Consider the following 16417-nt stretch of genomic DNA (forward strand, 5'->3'; position numbering starts at 1 on the left):
GCTTCCCGGTCAGTCTTTGGATGCGACCACGATGCCTGCAGGGCATCCACCGTCGATTTTCGGCGCGTGCCGCAAGAGTTCCATCAGCGGCTTTAGCGCGCCGTCCCGCCGCAGATCCTCCACGCGCGGAAGTGAAAGCTCCGCTTCCAGGATGACCTCTCCGGACACGCCTTGCGCCTTCACGCATGTCAGCTTCAGACGCGACCCGGCGCGGCTGCCCAAGGTTGCGTCCAGATGCCTGCGAATGGCGTCTGCCTGCAACCGGCCGCCGGCGGCTCTCTGGAACACCGGATCGAGAATCTTGCTGACCTGCGCAAACAGATCTTCAATGTCCTTGAAATACTCTTCCTGGCTGACGCCAGAACAAGTGCCGTGTTTCAGCCATTCATAGCCCATGTTTTCTTGTCGCGAGTAATACGGGACCAACTGGTCAAGCGTCGGTTTTGCGATGTTGATCGGCGGCAATTGTTCGATGTCTCCGCGCTCGGCCGCCAGCTTGTCGTTTTCCGGAGCCTCGCAATAGTTGTTTTCGTAGGGCTGCGGCCACAGGCCGTGGATGATCGAATGGTCGCCCAGTCGGGCGACGCTTCCGTCGCTGCAGCCTTCATTGTCCGGATTGACCTTACAGAAAGCCGGTCCCCAGTTCAGCGTGAATACGCTGTTCTTGCTCAGCGCTGCTTCCTCAGCCCGGCGCATGTTCGCGCTCGATTGGGTGTCGATAACGAATAGGCTGAAGATCACGCAGGCTGCAGCCACCGCCAGGAGGCCCGCCGATATGCCCAGCACTGTGAAATCCTGGCGTGTCAGCGCCTTGTCTCCGCTTGGTTCCGTTGGTCGATACTACCGGCGACGCTGCGGAATACAACAAGCCCGGCGCTGTTTGGACATGAAACCGTATTGCTTCCTTTGTTCCGCGACCAGGTGTTAAAAGGGACCAAACGCGGGGGGGTCCTGATTTGCGAGACAGCCAATGAGGCGCATCGACCAATGGTTTGAGCGTGCGGCGAAAAGTGAAGAAAGGCTGGTTTCCTTCTTCCAGTGCGCCGTGACCGGTTCGATGGGACGCTATTTCCGGTATCGCTTACGCAATATACTCATACTCGATACATTGATGTTCGTGGTCCGGGCGGCCGAATTTCTCCTCGTCTACCGGGTTCTCGGTCACATCGACGCCTTCATCGTGCTGTCGCTCCGAGTTGGTTCTCTTCTTGTCGAGGGGGCCTGGTGGGGGCTTCTGGAAGTCATGCGCGAGCGCCTGCGCGATCTGACGGAAGAAGGCAGGTCGCAGGAAAGAGATCGGATAGTTGGCGACTGGCTCGTCTTGTCTGTGTTGGTTGCGGCGGCGATCCTGGTCACCGCGACCGTCTTGATCGTTGGCAATGTAATGACATCGGGCGGCGGCGTTATCGTCGGAATCTACAGTTTCTTCATTATTCTCGAAACCGTCGCCAAACTGCCGGCCAAGACGATACATGCAGGCATGTACGCCACGCGGCGGATATTCCGCCCGAGCTGGACGATTTTCGCGCCCCTTGCCATCCAGATCTCCATTCTTGCGATCGGATACGCCATATTGCCCACCGCGGCTCTGATCCTGTCGATTCTCGCCTCGTCGGTGGCCGCAACCCTGCTTGGCCTGCGCTATACGCTGAGAGTGTACGAATTGTCCGGGCGTTCGCTCGGGTCAGCCCTGGAGCTCGGTGGTTTTTCGACGTTCATCAAAGCCTTGCCTGCGGGTCGTGCGGCGCTTTCTCTGGTTGCGGGATTGTGTCTTCAGCTTGATGCGATCTTTGCGCTGGTTCTCCTCGGGATCGTATCTGGAAACGCGCGCGCGATCGACTTTACCGCCGCCGATCCGGCCTGGCACATCATCAATAGCTTCGCCTTCTTCTATCTGCTGCTTCCGGCGTTCACCGGCAGTTACGATTGGGCCAGGGTGTTCTATTTCGATCTGGTAAGGCTGCGCCGGATAAAGGAATATCGGGAGTTGCGGCTCTCATTCTTCAAACGCATCCTCTTCACCGCGCCGCTGATCGCGACCTGGTTCTGGTTACTGGGCTTCTCGCTCGGCCTGCTGCAGATGAATGATTTCTCCTTCACGCTGCTGCTGGCGATGCTTCCGCTTTTCCTGCTTCGCTCCCTGATCGGCGTCTACCAGTTCCGCATGTTTGCGGACGGTCATCTTTTCTCGGTCGTGGGCAGCGTCGGCCTCTTTGTCTTCGGGTTGTGGCTTGTCTGGCTGGATCCGCAACCGGCGTCGGATTTGCTGGAAGTCACCGCAGTCATGATCGTCGTGCTGGTGGCTCTCATCAATCTGCATCACTTCAGAAATCGCAAGCAACGCTTGCCCGTGCAGCTCGATCCGGGTGAATGGTTCGATACGCTGCGGAATTTGGATCAGCCTGTGTTCGTCGGCGAATTGCGGTTCGCGCCGCGCGTGCCGGAAATGCAACGTCGTCAGGTGATCAGCGCTGTTCGCACCCGGATTTCCGAATACGGTCACTATACGTTTCGAAATCAGGGCGCGCTCTTGTTCTTTCTGCCGGATTGCGAGACCGCGCGTGACCTGGATATCGACCTTTCCGTGATGTCGGGCGGCGCCGCGAGCGCGGCCCGTCACGGCGACCCGGTATTTGCTGAAGGTCGTGCGGCGGCGTCCGCGCTGCTGTTGCGATGGCCCGACCTGCAAGACCATGTCGCGCGTCACTCGATCGATGAGCAGAAAGTTCTTTTCAAGGCGCAGTTCGAGAATGGCGGCTATCTAGACCTGGCGACGGGCGAGGGCGGCGCGTCCATGAACCGCCTCGATCCCCGGATAACCCGCCTCGCGCTGACGACCGCGCTGAAGTGCTTCAGGGATGGACGACTGGCCGCGACGATCCACAATCATGTGCTTGCGCCTGTCTTCAGCGGAGGCGCGCTGCGGTTGCTTCTCGTGCTGCCGCAGGAAGCAGGCGAGGGGGCGTTGAAGAAGTGGCGTGCAGCCGTGACGGAGGATGCGAAAGCCGCCGACGCGGAGACCGAGCGGGCGGTTCGCCTCGATGGTTGAGCCGGTCGATATCGAGGCGTGTCTGCGGGATCATTCCGTATACGAAGCGGAGATTCTGAAAATCTTTGCAAAGCGCGTGCAAAGCGGTCGGACGTCCTCGGACGCAGGGCCGGGCGTGAGCTACTATCGCGCAGCGACGGATCGCCGTGCTCTGGCGGCGCGAATCGTGAAGACCATCAAGGCCGGAGACTATCGCATGAGCCCGGTGGATCTTTGGTTTCTTGAGCGTCACGGCAAGGTTCGCCCCGCCCATCGGCCGGTTTTCATGGATCAGGTGGTTGGCGCAGTGCTTTTCCAGTTGCTCACCCGCAATGCGCGCGCCTTTGGAATGCCCGGCGTGCACTCCTATCTGCCGGGGCACAGCAACCTGTCCGCAGCGCTTGCATTTTCCAGCTTTATCCGTCGCTATCGCAGGCAGGCGGGTGCAAGACCGCCGGCGCTCCACGTGCTCAAGTCCGATTTCAGCAAGTTCGGCGAATCCTTGCCGATGGGGCCAACGGCGCCGCTCTGGAAGACAATGCGACAGGTAGCCGATCTCGGAAATCCGCGCGGCGGCGTAAGTGATCAGACCTGGTCTCTCATTGTCGATCTGGTGCGCCCGGTTATCTGCAATCCGGATGGATCGTCCTTCACGCGCGCGTATGGTGTCTCCATGGGAACGCCCCTGACGCCGTTGGTTTCCAATCTGTCGGTTCATGAAATGGACGTCTATCTGAACGGCGTCGAAGGCCTTTTCTATGCGCGTTACAATGACGATTTCATCCTGGCGCACGCCGATCTGCAGACGCTGCAACAGGTGGACGTCAGTCTGGAGCCCATTCTCGCCCGCCTTGGCGTAACCAGAAAAATGGAAAAGGAGCGCCGCGTGGCGCTTAGCGGTAACGGTATGCCGTCAGACGCCGACCCCGCCTATGAGGGCGGCAATCGCATCGATTTCCTCGGCATTTCGATCGCCTGTAATGGTGATTTGAGCCCCGCTCCACATTTGCAGGCGCGGTTCGTCAAACGCGTTTGCGCCAGGATTGACGGACTTGCGGCGGGGTTTGCCGGAGAAACACCCTTGAACAGAGCCCGGCGACTCGTCTCTGCAACAAATGTCATGCTGGATGTCGACAGCCCTTTCGCCGTTCCCGGTCTTGCGACCCTGCTCAAGGTCGCCTCCAGTCGCGGCGACTTGAAGGATATCGATTTCAGGATAGCCAGAAAAATCGTCCAGGCCGCCACAGGCCGTCCGGGAAACCGGGGATTTCGCCAGATACCGCCAAAGCGCCTTCGCGAGGAGATGGAACTCGTCTCACTGGTCGCAATGCGCAACTTGCGACATTAGGGGCTGTCGGATAGGATTTCTGCGGGAGCGCGTTTCCCGCGGCGACGCGGCGGACGGCCTGTGGAGCCACAGAGGCTGCGGCTTTCGGTTCCTGTTTTGCTCTTTGATATCACGCGCTCCCACTTTCCCGCGAAGCCTCAACCTATGACTTCGAGAACCGGGCTTTCCAGCGGCCCGTCCAGGGTCAGGTCGGAGAGACCGAGATCGGTCTGATGCGGGCCGGCGTTGCAGGCCAGCGTCGCTCCGAAACAGGCCTTGAAGATCAGATAGGGCGGTTGCCATTGGACGACCTCGTCCATCGCCTGTTTGATCGCGGTGAAGCCCGCGCTGACATCGGCCATCGGCGCGTCGCTGACGAGACCTGAAAGCGGCAGCGGCAGGCTGGCCAGAACCACGCCTCCCGAGACAACGGCCAAGCCGCCGTCCATCGCGCAGACGGCGTTCGCGGCAAGCGCCATGTCCGCCTCGTTGCCTCCGAACACAGTCAGATTATGGCTGTCGTGGGAAACCGTCGTGCAGACGGCGCCGTTCCAAGCGCCCCAGTCCGTGAGAAAGCCGATTTTCATCTCGGCTGGTAGGCGTCCGTGACGGTGACAAACGCCGATCAGGGTTACGCCTTCAGGCGAAACGACATGGCCATCCCTGACATCCGTTTCCGTTTCGCGCCAGCGCGTAAAGCGCGGCCGGTCGATAGTCGCTACACGCACGCGATTACCGTTTGACATTATTTTGAAATCATCCGGTTTGAATTGAGGCGCTTTGACGGACTTCTCAAGCAAATCGGTTTTGATCCGGTGAGGCGGCGAATTCAGTCGATTATTGCGCGCCAAAATCTCGCCATTGCCGATCACGAAAACCGCATTCAGTGACTGCAGGTCGTCGAAAGCCACCAGATCGGCGCGGCGACCGGCTGCGATCAGGCCAAGATCGTTGCGTCCCAGACGCATGGCGGCATTGAGCGTCGCTGCGCGGATCGTCCATACGGGCGGCATGCCATAACGCACAAGTCTGCGGATCACATCGTCGAGCCCGCCATTCTTTTCGAGATCGTCGGGAAAGACATCATCGGTGCAAAGCGTCACGGTCGGCGGCAGATGTCCGATCGCGTTCAGCGCCTCGACGATTTCGGGAAGCAGGTGATCGTGCGACCCGCGAATTTCGATTGTCAGTCCCGCACGGAGTTTTTCAAGAAAGTCGTTCGCGGAGGTGAGTTCATGGTCGGACGTCACGCCGGCGGCCATAAAGGCGTTCAGATCCGGTCCGCTGAGGCCCCGCGCATGTCCGAACACCGGCTTCCCGCTTGCAAGCCCCGCCTGGACGACATCCGTCATCAGCGCGTCACGACTGATGACGCCGGCCATATTCATCACCTCGGCAACGCCGCCGATGCCAGGGTTGGCGAGCATCGCCTCCATCTCCGGTCCGCCGAACGCCGCGCCCGCGCATTCGAAACCCGGCGCAGAGGGAACACAGGACGGCGCCAGAACAATAAAACGCATCGGCAGGCTGGACGTTGCTTCGACAGCCCAGTCGACGCCGGCGAGACCATGCACATTTCCGAACTCGTGCGGGTCCCAGACGACCGTTGTCACGCCACGCGGCAATATCGTTTCGGCGTAGGTTGCGGGCGTGATCATCGAGCTTTCGACATGCATATGGGCGTCGATCAGTCCGGCTGTGAGGAGTTTTCCTGCAGCGTCGATGGTCTCTTCAGCGTCCGTTCTGCTTCCCGGCGCATGCACGCTGGCGATCATCGGACCTGTTATGCCGATGTCAGCCTTGCGGATTTCGCCGGTCACGGAATCGAGCCTGTCGCCATTGACGATCAGAAGGTCGAAAGGCGCATCGCCGCGCGCCGCCGCCACGGCGCGATCCCGCAGTGGTCTTTCGTTCAGATCATCCGGTTCGAGGGCGGAAGATGTCATTGTCGTGTTGCCTTTTCGAGGGCGTCCAGCGCCATGGATCTGATGCGTTCGGCGTCCGGTCGAACGGCGATCCTGGCGTTTGCGCCTGCTGAGGGTCGGCGGTCGACGACTGTTCGGCCGCGCGTCAGTCCGCCGGCCAATTCCATGTCGATGCGAACCGCCTCGAGCGTCGCCACATTGTCACCAATGGCGATCGCAGCCGCGACCGGGTCGTAGAGCGCCATGGCGGGACGGCCCCTTTGTATCGCGATGTCGATATAGCCGCCCATCAGGTCGGCCAGAACGGAGACTTTCTCATCGCCCGCCGCGTTCAGGGATTGTGCAAAATCAGGACCGACGAGAACCTGCCTGCAGCATTCCAGATCGACCATCCGCAGTTCGACGCCGCTTGCAAGAACGATGGCGACCGCCTCGGGATCGCTGAAGGCGTTGAACTCCGCCGATGCGGTGTGGTTGCCCGCACCGGAACCGCCGCCCATCCACAGGACATGGCTTATTTTCGGTGCAAGATCGGGGCGTGCGAGCAGCAGGATGGCGATATTGGTCAGCGGTCCCAGCGCAAGCACGGGCCTCGGTTGGCCAAGGCTTTCAAGCCATTCCGTCAGGCCGCTGAGGGCGGAGGGAATATCGGTGGTCGCGCTTTCCGGAAGTCGCTTGCCGAGCGTCGGCATGCCGCTAGGGCCAAGGATCCGTTCAGCAGTTTCAATGGAGCCGAGGATAGAACGGGAAGCGCCGGCAAACAGTGGCATGGTCCATCCAAGGAAGTCCGAGGCGTCAAATGCGTTGCGGACGACCTGTTCCAGCCTCGTATTTCCATAGACAAGGGAAACGCCTGCGATGTCGACCGGCGACTGCTCCACCATCATCACGGCGAGCATGTCGTCGAATCCCATATCCGTATCGATCCAGATCAAATCTTGTGTCCAGTTGGGCGTCGCTTCAGTGTCGAATCCATAGCAGAATTCGGTTCAGACGAAAGCGCCGGATGCTCAGGCGGGCGGATCAATCGCCGCCATGTCGACGCCCAGAAAATACGGCCAGACGATCAGCGCGAGGACGCCGCGCCAAAAACCAAGGTCGAGATAGCCAATGGTGAAAAGCCAGCCCGCGAGCCAGATCAGGCCGAGACCGCCGTGCTGTTCAATACGGATTCGCTGCTTGTCCATGGATAGGCTCCCTGTTGCGTTGTCTGTCCGTCGGAAAGGCTACATCAGCCAGGATCAGCGGCCAAGCGAAGGTTCGATAGCGAGAAGAACAAAAAATGAACAAACCTGCTGATTTTTAGGGTGATCTGTGCTATAAGATGCGCGTTGAAATCCGCCCGCCATCGGGCGCGAAATCCATGAAAATGCAGATTCCCGAAACGAAGCCAAATTGAAGAAGAGGCAATTTCCCGAAACGAACCCAAACTCCCCGAAATCGCATTTCCCGAAACAAACCCAAACGACCCAAAACCCAATTTCCCGAAACAAAGTCAGAGTTGGAAACAAGCCTTCCCACCATCCCTCATGCCGCACTTGATGCGGCATCCAGGCGCCGCGCGTCCGCGCGGCGGAAATGAGGAGCGGACGCAAAAAATCCAAATTCCCGAAACAAAGCCAGATTTGTCTCTAAGTGCGCGAGAATTGAATTAACCAACTAATACAGCAGCTTGAAAGGGAGTTTTGAATCAATTCACTTATAGGCGATGGCCGCGCTGGAAGGTCCGACAAGTGGAATGACTTCGAAACGCCTGAACCCCGCTTCGCTGCACCACTCGCGAAATTCAGCGCCGGTGAAGTCGAAAGCCCTGTCGCCGAACTCCATCAGCATGGTCAGCGACATGAACAGGCCAAAGGTGTTTTCGCGCCGGGCGTCGTCGATCAGGGCCTCGACGGCGATGAAGGCGCCGCCTTCGGGAAGCGCGTCATAGGCCTTTTTCACCAGAGCCTTCTTTTGTTCGAGGTTCCAGTCATGCAGGATCATGCCCATCGTAATAATTTCGGCCGGCGGCAGGGGATCGGAAAAGAAATCGCCGGACACCGTTTCGATCCGGTCCGAAAGACCGTCAGCCGCGATCTTCTTTTTTGCAATTTCCGTCACGTTGGGCAGGTCGAAGCTCGTGCAGCGAAGATGCGGATGGCGCGCGGCCACGCAACGCGAAAGCAGGCCGTCCGCGCCGCCGATATCCGAGAGAGTCTTGTAGTTGTCGAAAGGAAAAACCTCCGCAAGTTTCTCGAAATTGTGGCGGGACGAGCCGTTCATCGCATCCATGAAGGCTTCGAGCCGGGCGGGTTCCGAGTAGAGCGTCTCGAAGAAGGGCGTGCCCGCAGCCTTGGATTCGTTCTGCGGTTCGCCGGTCTTGAAGGCCTCTCCGATATCGGCCCAGAAGCGGTAGTTGCGCGCTTCCCACAATTCGAGAATGCCGCCGATATAGTCAGGCTTGTTTCGGTCGAGATAGGCGCCGGTGGCTGTGGTGTTGCGGTAGCGCGCATCCGGTCCGTCGCCATCGCGCCCAAGCATGTCGACAGAAACCAGAAGGTCGAGGAAATCCATGGCGGGTCGCCGCCGCAAGCCGTATTCCGCCATGATCTCGTCCAGGGTCATCGGGCTTTCGGCGAGCCGCGTATAGAGCCCGAGACCGACAGCGCTCAGCAGCGCCTTGGAAACGCCGTAGCCGATGGCGACGCGCATGATGTGGTCGGGTCCTGGTTCGTTCATGTGACATCCTCCGTTTTGTAGCGTGATCTTGCCATCATTATAAACGCGATTGCTACCTTTGCTTTAAAGCGGTTGTGCAATGAAGTGCTGATATTTGCAAAAGCAAAAAATGTGATGATAACGTGAATTTAATAATAATTACAGTGATATAAGTATTTTATCGTGCAGAAACTATTCATGAGAAAATGGACGTAAGTATAGCTGTGTGATTATATGGTGCAGCTTATGAATACAATCCGGAGGTTGAGAATATGGCTATCAACTGGTCGTTTACGATGGCAGCAATTATCCTGGTCGTTTATGCAATCTACATTATGCATAAAAAAATCCCGCTAACTCCGAGTCACGCAGCGCTATTTGCTCTCGCCGCGGCATTATTCATACTACCTAATGTTGTTGATTTTGAATGGACAGGTGATGGATTTAAGTTCACGACCAGAGAGCAAGGTGAAGGTCTTGCCAAGCAAGTCGAGAAGCTGGCTGATCAGCAAGTAACAATAAACAATAACGTTACTACCCTCACCGAAACGTTAAAAACTGTCACAGATCAAATTGCGGCCCTCCAAAGAAGCGGTAGTAATAGTACTTCAGAAAATGGAAATATTATTCAGTGGCCGCAGGACGGAGTTTTTCAAGGCTTGATAGAGAGCGGCAACAGAATCGATTTTCAAACACAACAATTAAAAGGTGAGATTGAGATGTTGAAGCAGCAAATCGCACCTCCGGCGGTGCAGTAGATGCAAATGCCGACATGATCTTATCGCTGCAATTTTTGCAGCGCTGTGAAAAAGAATGAGCACAAGACAGAAGCGGTAGCGCGTCATACCATCTTTTGGATGCCGATCATCGGGGCTGAGGCGGCAGAACAAACCGGTCTGAACGCCGGTCGGAAATTTCAGAGGTGGAACTCGAATATGGCTATCATCAGAAATACGACGCGACGTCATTTCCTGAAGTCGTCTGCCGGTATCGCCGGTCTGGCGACGCTCGGCGCCGGCCTGCCGCTGACTTCGGCGCGTGCGGCCGATCTCACCGTTGGCTTCATCTATGTCGGACCGAAAGACGATTTCGGTTACAACCAGGCGCATGCCGAAGGCGCTGCGGTGGTCAAGGGCATTGAAGGCGTGACGATCGTCGAGGAAGAAAATGTCGCTGAGACCGTGGACGTTCAGAAGTCCATGGAAAGCATGATCAATTTCGACGGAGCGTCGCTGCTGTTTCCGACGTCTTTCGGTTATTTTGATCCCCACATCCTGACGCTTGCACCAAAGAACCCTGATGTGCGCTTCGAGCATTGCGGCGGCCTGTGGAGCGCCGACAAGCATCCCGCCAACACAGGATCCTATTTCGGCTACATCGGAATGGGCCAGTATCTGAACGGCATTGCCGCCGGGCACGCCACCAAGACGAAGAAGATCGGCTTCGTCGCCGCAAAGCCAATCCCGCAGGTGCTGCTCAACATCAATTCCTTCCTGCTGGGCGCGCGCTCGGTCGATCCGGAAATCACCTGCCAGGTAATTTTCACTGGCGAATGGTCGCTTGCCGTCAAGGAAGCCGAGGCGGTGAATGCGCTGGCGGATCAGGGCGTCGACGTCATCACCTGCCACGTCGACGGTCCGAAGGTTGTCATGGAAACCGCGGCCGGCCGCGACGCGTTCGTCTGCGGCTACCACGCCAATCAGCAGTCGCTCGCCGGGGACAAATACCTCACAGGCGCCGAATGGGCCTGGGGCAACGTCTATACGGACATGATCAACAAGACGCTGGCCGGCGAAAAGATCGACAATTTCGTCCGCGGCGGACTGGCGGAAGGCTTCATCAAGATGAGCCCGCTCGGTCCGGCGGTGTCCGATGCGGCGCGCAACCAGTTCGAGGCGACGAAGGCCGAGATCCTGAAGGGCGACTACGCCGTCATAAAAGGTCCGATGAAGGACAACAAGGGCAACGTGATCGCCACGGAAGGCCAGGGCTTCGCCGAGACGGATGTCGAGTTGGAGAGCATGGATTACCTCGTTGAAGGCGTGGTCGGCTCCACGAGCTGACCATACCCGCCGCCTGGTCCGACCGAGGGCCGGGCCCTGTGTTGAAGGAGACCATCAATGAGCATCGATCTGGCATCGGGCGCCGGATCGGAGACAGCGGTTCGCGAGTGGCTGGAAAAGGCCGCCCGAAACGCGGAAGGTTTCGTCATCCCCGTTGGCGCGCTGATTGCGGGTCTCGCGGTTTTCGGACTGTTTCTGCTGTTTCTCGGCAAGTCGCCCTTCGACTTTTACGCGTTGGTCTACAAGGCCGGTTTCGGCACTGCATTCTCATGGGAAAACACGCTGTCGCGCACTGCGCCTCTGCTGCTGGCGGCCCTGTGCGTTGCACTGCCGGCCCGACTCGGACTTGTCGTCATCGGTGGAGAGGGGGCTATCGTGCTGGGAGGCGTCGCGGCAGGCGCGTTCGCAATGGTCGCGTCGGAATTGCCCGGTCCGGCCGGCATGGTGGGCATGGCGCTGTTCGCGGCTTGCGCCGGCGGGATCTGGATTGGTCTCGTCGGCGCGCTTCGCCATTTGCGAGGCGTCAACGAAACCATATCAAGCCTTCTGATGGCCTATATCGCCATCGCCATCATGAACCACCTCGTCGAAGGGCCGTTCCGCGACCCGGCAAGCCTCAACAAGCCGTCGACGGAGCCGCTCTTCGAGAGCTGGCGTATCGGATCGATGCCGGGTTTCGACGTGCACTGGGGACTGGCCGTTGGCGTTGTCGCATGCATCGTCTCCTGGATTCTGATCGAGCGCACGAGTTGGGGCTTCGCCGCCCGGATCGCCGGCGGTAACGTGCGCGCCGCACAGGTTCAGGGTTTGCCCGTAGGACGATTGATCATCGGCTTTACGGCGCTTGGCGGCGCTTTCGCCGGGATCGCCGGCATGATCGAGGTCGCCGCCGTCCACGGTTCGGCCAACGGTTCGCTAGCCGCCGGCTACGGCTACACCGGTATCTTGATCGCCTTTCTTGCCCGTCACAATCCGCTCGCCATCATCCCCGTCGCCATCCTGCTTGCCGGTTTCGAGGCGTCGAGCGGGCTCGTGCAACGTCGAATGGATCTGCCCGACGCCACGGTGCTTGTGCTGCAGGGATTCGTCTTTGTTGCGATCCTGCTCAGCGATGCGCTCTACGGACGTTTCAAGCTGTTTCAACCTGAATTGTGGAGGCGTGCATGAGCGAGACCGATATCGGCCTGTGGGGCGTGCCGCTCGCCATTCTCGGCGGCGCCATCCGGGTTTCCACGCCATTTCTCTTGGTAAGCGTCGGAGAGTGCCTGACGGAGCGCTCGGGCCGCATCAATCTCGGGCTCGAGGGCACGCTGGTGTTCGGCGCGATGAGCGGATACGCCATTGCATACCAAACAGGTTCGCCGTGGCTCGGCGTAATCGCCGCGGCGATCGCCGGCGCTGCCTTCGGCTTTGCCCATGGTTGGATGTGCAAGCTTCCCAGAGTCAATGACATCGCCATCGGCATCTCCCTGATGATCCTTGGCATGGGGCTCGCCTTCTTCTTCGGCAAGCCATACATCCAGCCGGTTGCTCCGGATCTGCCCTCGATTTCTTTCGGCTGGTGGGCCGACCTGCCGCAGGTGCAGGCGGCGCTGAGGATCAACGTGCTGTTCCTGCTTGCGATCGTCGTCGCCATCCTGATGGCGCGCATGTTCCGCACCACGCGCATCGGTCTCATGGTTCGCGTCGTCGGAGACAGCACCGACGCCGCGCGCGCACTCGGTTTCCATCCTGACCGGGTGCGCCTTTTCTCAACAGCCGTCGGCGGAGCGCTCGCCGGCGTCGGCGGCGCGTATCTGTCGCTTTATTATCCGGGCAGCTGGAACGAAGGGATTTCATCGGGCCAGGGCTTGATGGCGGTGGCGCTGGTCATCTTCGCCCGCTGGAACCCGGTGAGCTGCATATGGGCGGCGCTGCTGTTCGGCGGAGCAGGGGCGCTGGGACCAGCCCTGCAGTCCATCGGCGTCACCCAGGGCTATTATCTCTTCTACGCTGCGCCCTACGTGCTGACGCTGGGCGTGCTCATAGCGACGAGCTCGACGAGCCGGGCAATGGCCGGCGCGCCCGGTGCGCTCTCGATAACGAAGTAGGACGCGGAAATGAACCAAACACATCTGTCGACCAAGGAGCTGCGTAAATGACCATTATCGCATCCGATCCCTATGACTGGCCACACCATGGCGATATGCGCCCCGAAAACACGACGCTGATCGTGATTGACATGCAGAAGGATTTCTGCGGCGTTGGCGGCTACGTCGACAGGATGGGCTATGACCTCAGCCTCACCCGCGCGCCAATCGAGCCGATCAGGATGGTGCTCGAAGCGATGCGCAAAAAGGGCTATCACATCTTGCACACGCGAGAGGGGCACCGGCCGGATCTTGCCGACCTGCCGCATAACAAGCGATGGCGGTCCCGACAGATCGGCGCAGGCATCGGCGATGAGGGACCTTTCGGGAAAATTCTCGTGCGCGGCGAACCGGGCTGGGAAATCATCGAGGAACTCGCTCCGGAGGCCGGCGAGCCGATCATCGACAAGCCAGGCAAGGGCAGTTTCTACGCGACGGATCTCGAATTGCTTCTTCGCACCCGCGGTATCCACAACATCGTCCTGACGGGCGTGACCACGGATGTCTGCGTCCACACCACGATGAGAGAGGCCAATGATCGCGGCTTCGAATGCCTGCTTCTTGAAGACTGTTGCGCCGCGACGGACAGGGGCAATCACGATGCGGCGGTCAAGATGATCAAGATGCAGGGCGGTGTCTTTGGATCCGTCAGCAATTCCGAAGCCTTCGTTAAATCACTGCCATGACGTCTGCGCGCAAAGACAAGGCCGCGATCGGCGTCGAGACGGTCGGCATGACAATGAGGTTTGGCGCCTTTACCGCGCTCGACGACGTATCCATCAAGGTGAAGGCGGGGAGCTTCCACGCCTTGCTGGGCGAAAACGGCGCAGGAAAGTCGACGCTCGTAAAATGTATCATGGGGTTCTACCACCCGACGTCCGGCCAGGTCATGATCGACAATCGCGAGGTGGAGATACGGGATCCGAAGATCGCCCACGCGCAGGGCCTTGGGATGGTGTACCAGCATTTCACCCTCGTGCCGTCGCTTACAGCGGCTGAGAACCTGGTCATAAGTCGCTCCGATGCGCCGGAGATAATCGACTGGAAAAAAGAGAACAGAAGGCTGGAATCCTTCATGGAAACAATGCCTTTCCGTGTTCCGCTAAATCAACTAGTGAACCGGCTTGCAGCAGGCGAAAAGCAGAAGCTGGAGTTGCTGAAGCAGCTTTATCTCGGGCGCCGCTTTCTCATTCTCGATGAGCCGACCTCGGTGTTGACGCCGGCGGAAGCCGACGAGCTTCTCGGTATGGTTCGCGGTCTGACAGAGGCTGGCGCGCTGACGGTCCTGATGATTTCCCACAAGTTCCGCGAGGTGACCGCCTTCGCCGACGAGGTTTCGGTTCTGAGGCGCGGGTCCTTCGTTGGAGGCAGCAAGGTTTCGGATCTCGATCACGCGGCCATGGCCGACATGATGATCGGGGAGAAGGAGTTGCAGAAGACGGCCGAGCGGTCCGGCACAGTCGGCGAGCCGATCCTCACGGTCAACAAGGTTCACGCCAGCGACCGGTCCGGACTGAAATCCATCCGGATCGAAGACCTGACCATTCGCGCCGGGGAGATCGTCGGCATTGCGGGCGTGTCGGGCAACGGGCAGATGGAGCTGATGGAGATCCTCGCTGGCCAGCGACCCTATTCGGCGGGCGAGATACGGGTCGAGAACGAACCGTTTTCCGCGACCCGCGCCGAGGCGCGCGAATTTCACGTGCGGTATCTGCCCGAAGAACCGCTGCGCAACGCCTGCGCGCCTCGCATGAGCGTCACCGAAAATCTCGCCTTTCGCACATACGACGTCAACGACGCCGGCAAGACGCGTTTCTGGATCGACCGCGGCCGAATGGGCGAGGCGGCAAGGGAACTGATCGCAGCCTTCAAGGTCAAGACCGCCTCTCCGGAAAGCCCAATCGAGTCGCTTTCCGGCGGCAATGTGCAGCGCGCAGTGCTCGCCAGGGAACTCACAGGCGAGGTGGATCTGCTGATCATCTCGAATCCCTGTTTCGGGCTGGATTTCTCCGCTGTGGCGGAAATCCGGGCCCGCATCATGACCGCGCGCAACGCCGGCGCCGCGGTGCTGCTGATCAGCGAGGATCTGGACGAAATCCTCGAATTGTCGGATCGTGTTCTGGTAATGTCGGAGGGCGCGATCGTTTATCAGACGCCAATCGCACAGGCGAGCGTCGCAGAGATCGGAAAACACATGGCAGGTCACGCATGAAATTGCTTGATGCAGATCCCTTTCATTTTCCCTTTCATCACGAAAAGATCGCGCTTGTCGTCATCGACATGCAGCGGGATTTCGTCGAGCCGGGCGGCTTTGGAGCAAGCCTCGGCAACAATGTCGAATTGCTTCAGCAGATCGTACCCACCGTGAGAAACCTGATTGATGGTTTTCGCGCCGCGGGTCTGACGATCGTTCACACGCGCGAGTGCCACAAACCGGACCTTTCGGACTGCCCGCCGGCCAAGCGCGACCGTGGAAATCCGGCGTTGCGGATCGGAGATCACGGCCCGATGGGTCGCATTCTCGTATCCGGCGAGCCCGGCGCCGAGATCGTTCCCGAACTTGCTCCGCTTCCCGGCGAACTCGTGATCGACAAACCGGGGAAGGGGGCGTTCTACGCCACACCCTTGTCGGGATGGCTGGAGGAACGCGACATCAGTCATCTCGTGTTTGCAGGCGTGACCACGGAAGTCTGCGTGCAGACCTCGATGCGCGAAGCCAATGATCGCGGCTATCACTGTCTTCTCGCGGAGGACGCGACCGAGAGCTATTTCCCGGAATTCAAGCAAGCGGTGCTCAACATGATCCGCGCGCAGGGAGCGATCGTTGGCTGGACGGCGCCTACTTCTAAAATTGTGGATGCGCTTCATGCCTGAACCGTTTGAGTTTACAGCCCTTCTCGCAGGCGGCTGGAAAAATGTGACGTTTGGTCCTTTTCACGAAGGCATCGAAATATGCCGGCTGGTCGAGGGAGAGCCCGAAGTCGCTTTGCTTCGCTACGAAGCAGGCGCAAAAGCGCCGCGTCACATACATCATGGCATGGAGTCGATCCTCGTCCTCGAGGGATCGCAAAGTGACGACCACGGTCGTTACGAGGCCGGTTCGCTCGTCGTGAACAGGAAGGGCTCCGACCATCGTGTGTGGTCGGAGGACGGATGCGTCGTCCTTATCCAGTGGGAAAAACCGGTGGAGTTCATCGAGTAGCACGACTTTTGCAAACCCGGCGCGCCAGCAAACAGCAATTTGA

15 protein-coding genes are annotated in these 16417 nt (G+C 59.2%); 10 read left to right on the forward strand and 5 right to left on the reverse strand.

What is annotated here, in order from left to right; translation table 11 throughout:
- Positions 1-9 precede the first annotated feature (9 nt).
- A complete protein-coding gene (locus AAFN47_RS00785; protein WP_499807261.1) occupies positions 10-786 on the reverse strand; it encodes a ribonuclease T2 family protein in 777 nt (258 codons plus the stop codon).
- A 184-nt stretch (positions 787-970) separates the two neighbouring features.
- Between AAFN47_RS00785 and AAFN47_RS00790 the strand changes: the two genes are divergently transcribed.
- Together AAFN47_RS00790 and AAFN47_RS00795 are read left to right on the forward strand one after the other, a co-directional pair.
- Positions 971-3049 carry a hypothetical protein gene (locus AAFN47_RS00790; protein ID WP_499807262.1) on the forward strand — a complete coding sequence of 693 codons (2079 nt, stop codon included), beginning with the start codon at positions 971-973 and terminating at the stop codon, positions 3047-3049.
- Positions 3042-4376 carry an RNA-dependent RNA polymerase family protein gene (locus AAFN47_RS00795; protein WP_499807263.1) on the forward strand — a complete coding sequence of 445 codons (1335 nt, stop codon included), beginning with the start codon at positions 3042-3044 and terminating at the stop codon, positions 4374-4376. The genes AAFN47_RS00790 and AAFN47_RS00795 overlap by 8 nt, the downstream gene beginning before the upstream one ends.
- Positions 4377-4513: 137 nt before the next feature.
- Here the strand turns inward: AAFN47_RS00795 and AAFN47_RS00800 are convergent, their stop codons facing one another.
- From AAFN47_RS00800 to AAFN47_RS00815, 4 genes are all read right to left on the reverse strand, one after another.
- Entirely contained in the window at positions 4514-6301 is a 1788-nt protein-coding gene (locus AAFN47_RS00800) for an adenine deaminase (protein ID WP_499807264.1), read from the reverse strand.
- On the reverse strand, positions 6298-7215 hold the full coding sequence (locus AAFN47_RS00805; RefSeq protein ID WP_499807265.1) for a nucleoside hydrolase: 918 nt from the start codon (positions 7213-7215) through the stop codon (positions 6298-6300). The genes AAFN47_RS00800 and AAFN47_RS00805 overlap by 4 nt, the downstream gene beginning before the upstream one ends.
- A 75-nt stretch (positions 7216-7290) precedes the next feature.
- Positions 7291-7467 carry a hypothetical protein gene (locus tag AAFN47_RS00810; RefSeq protein WP_220230542.1) on the reverse strand — a complete coding sequence of 59 codons (177 nt, stop codon included), beginning with the start codon at positions 7465-7467 and terminating at the stop codon, positions 7291-7293.
- A 508-nt stretch (positions 7468-7975) separates the two neighbouring features.
- On the reverse strand, positions 7976-9001 hold the full coding sequence (locus AAFN47_RS00815) for a methyltransferase (protein WP_499807266.1): 1026 nt from the start codon (positions 8999-9001) through the stop codon (positions 7976-7978).
- 251 nt (positions 9002-9252) lie between these two features.
- Between AAFN47_RS00815 and AAFN47_RS00820 the strand changes: the two genes are divergently transcribed.
- The 8 genes from AAFN47_RS00820 to AAFN47_RS00855 all read left to right on the forward strand — a co-directional run bounded on the left by AAFN47_RS00820 (position 9253) and on the right by AAFN47_RS00855 (position 16374).
- A complete protein-coding gene (locus AAFN47_RS00820; protein ID WP_499807267.1) occupies positions 9253-9738 on the forward strand; it encodes a hypothetical protein in 486 nt (161 codons plus the stop codon).
- Positions 9739-9915: 177 nt separating this feature from the next.
- The gene (locus AAFN47_RS00825) at positions 9916-11043 is read left to right on the forward strand and encodes a BMP family ABC transporter substrate-binding protein (protein ID WP_499807268.1); all 1128 of its coding nucleotides are present in this window, start codon (positions 9916-9918) and stop codon (positions 11041-11043) included.
- 57 nt (positions 11044-11100) lie between these two features.
- Positions 11101-12210, forward strand: a complete 1110-nt coding sequence (locus AAFN47_RS00830) for an ABC transporter permease (RefSeq protein ID WP_499807269.1) — start codon at positions 11101-11103, stop codon at positions 12208-12210.
- Entirely contained in the window at positions 12207-13133 is a 927-nt protein-coding gene (locus AAFN47_RS00835) for an ABC transporter permease (RefSeq protein ID WP_499807270.1), read from the forward strand. Before AAFN47_RS00830 ends, AAFN47_RS00835 begins: the two co-directional genes overlap by 4 nt.
- Before the next feature lie 47 nt (positions 13134-13180).
- Positions 13181-13858, forward strand: a complete 678-nt coding sequence (gene biuH / locus AAFN47_RS00840; protein ID WP_499807271.1) for a biuret amidohydrolase — start codon at positions 13181-13183, stop codon at positions 13856-13858.
- Entirely contained in the window at positions 13855-15384 is a 1530-nt protein-coding gene (locus AAFN47_RS00845) for an ABC transporter ATP-binding protein (protein ID WP_499807272.1), read from the forward strand. Before biuH ends, AAFN47_RS00845 begins: the two co-directional genes overlap by 4 nt.
- On the forward strand, positions 15381-16046 hold the full coding sequence (locus tag AAFN47_RS00850; protein WP_499807273.1) for a cysteine hydrolase family protein: 666 nt from the start codon (positions 15381-15383) through the stop codon (positions 16044-16046). Before AAFN47_RS00845 ends, AAFN47_RS00850 begins: the two co-directional genes overlap by 4 nt.
- Entirely contained in the window at positions 16039-16374 is a 336-nt protein-coding gene (locus AAFN47_RS00855) for a cupin domain-containing protein (RefSeq protein ID WP_499807274.1), read from the forward strand. The genes AAFN47_RS00850 and AAFN47_RS00855 overlap by 8 nt, the downstream gene beginning before the upstream one ends.
- Positions 16375-16417: the final 43 nt, after the last annotated feature.

It is taken from the genome of Hoeflea sp. CAU 1731, assembly GCF_039888615.1.
Classification (GTDB): domain Bacteria; phylum Pseudomonadota; class Alphaproteobacteria; order Rhizobiales; family Rhizobiaceae; genus Flavimaribacter.

Bases quoted from the DNA above. Each gene is read 5' to 3' on its own strand.
- AAFN47_RS00835 (WP_499807270.1), top strand. From the start codon at position 12,207: ATGAGCGAGACCGATATCGGCCTGTGGGGCGTGCCGCTCGCCATTCTC.
- AAFN47_RS00845 (WP_499807272.1), top strand. From the start codon at position 13,855: ATGACGTCTGCGCGCAAAGACAAGGCCGCGATCGGCGTCGAGACGGTC.
- AAFN47_RS00790 (WP_499807262.1), top strand. From the start codon at position 971: ATGAGGCGCATCGACCAATGGTTTGAGCGTGCGGCGAAAAGTGAAGAA.
- biuH (WP_499807271.1), top strand. From the start codon at position 13,181: ATGACCATTATCGCATCCGATCCCTATGACTGGCCACACCATGGCGAT.
- AAFN47_RS00825 (WP_499807268.1), top strand. From the start codon at position 9,916: ATGGCTATCATCAGAAATACGACGCGACGTCATTTCCTGAAGTCGTCT.
- AAFN47_RS00795 (WP_499807263.1), top strand. From the start codon at position 3,042: ATGGTTGAGCCGGTCGATATCGAGGCGTGTCTGCGGGATCATTCCGTA.
- AAFN47_RS00855 (WP_499807274.1), top strand. From the start codon at position 16,039: ATGCCTGAACCGTTTGAGTTTACAGCCCTTCTCGCAGGCGGCTGGAAA.
- AAFN47_RS00800 (WP_499807264.1), bottom strand. From the start codon at position 6,301: ATGACATCTTCCGCCCTCGAACCGGATGATCTGAACGAAAGACCACTG.
- AAFN47_RS00815 (WP_499807266.1), bottom strand. From the start codon at position 9,001: ATGAACGAACCAGGACCCGACCACATCATGCGCGTCGCCATCGGCTAC.
- AAFN47_RS00820 (WP_499807267.1), top strand. From the start codon at position 9,253: ATGGCTATCAACTGGTCGTTTACGATGGCAGCAATTATCCTGGTCGTT.
- AAFN47_RS00830 (WP_499807269.1), top strand. From the start codon at position 11,101: ATGAGCATCGATCTGGCATCGGGCGCCGGATCGGAGACAGCGGTTCGC.
- AAFN47_RS00810 (WP_220230542.1), bottom strand. From the start codon at position 7,467: ATGGACAAGCAGCGAATCCGTATTGAACAGCACGGCGGTCTCGGCCTG.
- AAFN47_RS00850 (WP_499807273.1), top strand. From the start codon at position 15,381: ATGAAATTGCTTGATGCAGATCCCTTTCATTTTCCCTTTCATCACGAA.